General features: G+C 50.0%; 1 protein-coding gene. It reads right to left on the reverse strand.

Going from position 1 to position 2,673, the window contains the following annotated elements; genetic code table 11:
• Positions 1–108 precede the first annotated feature (108 nt).
• Positions 109–2,673, reverse strand: a 2,565-nt coding sequence (gene uvrA, locus AAB523_02650; GenBank protein MEK7556160.1) for an excinuclease ABC subunit UvrA, incomplete at its 5' end; no start/stop codon positions are given.

Here is a 2,673-nt window from a genome sequence, read left to right on the forward strand (position 1 = left end):
CTTGCCCGGGAACAAAGGAGTTCTTCAAAATCTGTATGTACGCATACAGCGCGATACTCTAAACACACGATCTTTGAAAGGGCAAACCGTACGGTTTGCCCTTTTTCTTTACCTATCGTTTTTTTTCTTTTTTAAAACCCTCTTGAGATACGAACCCGTGTGGGAACCCTTTGCGAGAGCAACATCTTCCGGTGTTCCTTTCGCGACGATACGGCCGCCCGCCTCACCGCCTTCGGGACCGATATCAATGACGTAGTCGGCAGACTTGATGACGTCCATATTGTGTTCAATCACCACCACAGTATTGCCTTGATCAACAAGCTTTTGCAATATCTCAATGAGCTTTTTGACATCTTCGTAGTGGAGCCCTATGGTCGGCTCATCCAAGAGATAGATGGTCTTCTGTACATGTTGTCTATACAATTCGGAAGAGATCTTTACCCTCTGCGCTTCTCCGCCACTAAGTGTCGTCGCAGATTGCCCAAGCTCCAAATAGCCAAGTCCCACCTCATTAAGCGACTTCAAGCGATCGTAGATCGCGGGGATGTCCTCAAAAAAGGCAAGTGCTTCTTCCACAGTCATCTGTAAGACATCATAAATACTCTTCTTTTTGTATTTCACCTCAAGTGTTTCTTTTTCAAATCGCTTTCCACCGCACACATCGCACCCCACATACACGGTCGGTAAAAAGTGCATCTCCACCGCGATCTCGCCGTTCCCCTGGCACGCTTCGCACCGTCCCCCTTTTACGTTGAAGGAGAAGCGATTTGCTTTCCATCCGCGTACGCGCGCTTCCTCGGTGGAAGCGAATAGATCGCGGATGAACGTAAAAGCGCCCGTATAGGTGGCGGGGTTTGAGCGTGGCGTACGCCCGATCGCCGACTGGTCGATCATGATCGCGCGGGAGAGATATTCGGTCCCCGTCATGGACGCGCAGTTGTAAACTTCATTGCTGCGATATCTTTTATCAAACCGCGCCTGCAGATTTTTGTGGAGAATTTCATATACGAACGACGACTTGCCCGACCCCGAAACACCCGTTACCGCCACAAGCCGGCCAAGAGGCACTTCCGCTGTCATGTTTTTAATATTGAATATCTTTCCGCCCACGATGTGTAAAACGCCCTTGTTGTGCGTTCTTCTTTTTACGGGAATTTCAAGCATCTTGTCGCCACGCAGATAATCAAGGGTGATCGACCCTGACGTGTTTTTTGGAGCCGTGAGGAGTTTGTCCAAAAAGTCCGCAACGATGATGTTTCCACCGTGAATGCCGGCCGCAGGACCGATATCAACGAGATAATCGGAGGCGAATATCGTATCTTCGTCATGCTCAACGACAATGATGGTATTGCCGATATCGCGCAGATTTTGGAGCGTTTTGATGAGCCGGTCGTTGTCGCGCTGATGGAGTCCGATGGTCGGTTCATCAAGCACATAAAGAGCGCCGACAAGCTTTGAACCAAGCTGGGAAGCGAGACGAATGCGCTGTGCTTCCCCGCCGGAAAGGGTATTGGCGCGACGGTCAAGAGTAAGGTAATCAATTCCCACATCCAGCATGAACGCAAGGCGGTTTTCTATTTCCTTGATCACCACTTTTGATATTTCCCGCTCACGGGGAGACAGGGAAACGGTACCGAAAAATTCATACGCGTCGGCTATGGACATGGCTGTTGCGTTCACGATATTCTTTCCCCCAATCAGCACATGGAGCGCCTCTTGGCGCAAACGCGCGCCCTTGCATGTGGGACACGGTTCCGTGCCAAAGAAATGCTTGGTTCCCAAACCGTTGCACGCCTCGCACGCCCCATAGGGAGAGTTGAACGAAAAAAGGCGCGGTTCTATCTCCGGATATGAGAAACCGTCGTTGGGGCATGAAAATTTCGCCGACATGAGCGACTCTTCTTCGCCGATCACCACATTCACCAAACCGTCCGCTTCATGAAGCGCTCGTTCCAATGATTCGGCCAATCGCTCGCGGGAAATTTTTGCATTCTCTTTGAACTCCAAAATATCCATCTCGTCAACAAGCACTTCAATGGTATGTTTTTTTGTTTTTGAAAGAATGATCTGATCGCGCAAGTTCTTCAGCGCTCCATCAACGCGCACTTTGGCGTACCCTCTACCCAATAAATCGTAGAGAAGCTGGTAATACTCTCCTTTTCTACCGCGCACGACCGGTGCGAATATTTGAACCGAGAGCGAGCTGTATGCTACGCCTAGCACCTTCTTCTCCTGCGGTGTCTTGTTTGCTTTCTTCACTTTTTGAAGGATAAAATTGAGTATCTCCTCATTGGATAGCCGTTTGATCTCCTCCCCGCAGACAAGACAATGCGGATGACCGATGCGCGCGTAGAGAACCCGCAGGTAGTCATAAATTTCCGTAATGGTGGCAACCGTAGAGCGCGGGTTGTTTGAGCGACTTTTTTGATCAATAGAAATTGCGGGAGAAAGACCGACGATCTCATCAACATCCGGCTTCTGCATCTGGCGCAAGAACTGTCGCGCGTATGCCGAGAGCGATTCCACATAGCGACGCTGTCCTTCCGCGAAGATAGTATCAAACGCGAGCGAAGACTTCCCGGACCCCGAAAGGCCTGTGAATACGATCATCTTATTGCGCGGCATCTCAACGGTAATATTCTTCAGATTGTGGGTCCGCGCACCTTTTACAAT

It is taken from the genome of Patescibacteria group bacterium (assembly GCA_038063375.1).
Taxonomy (GTDB): domain Bacteria; phylum Patescibacteriota; class Minisyncoccia; order Phycocordibacterales; family JANLHH01; genus JANLHH01.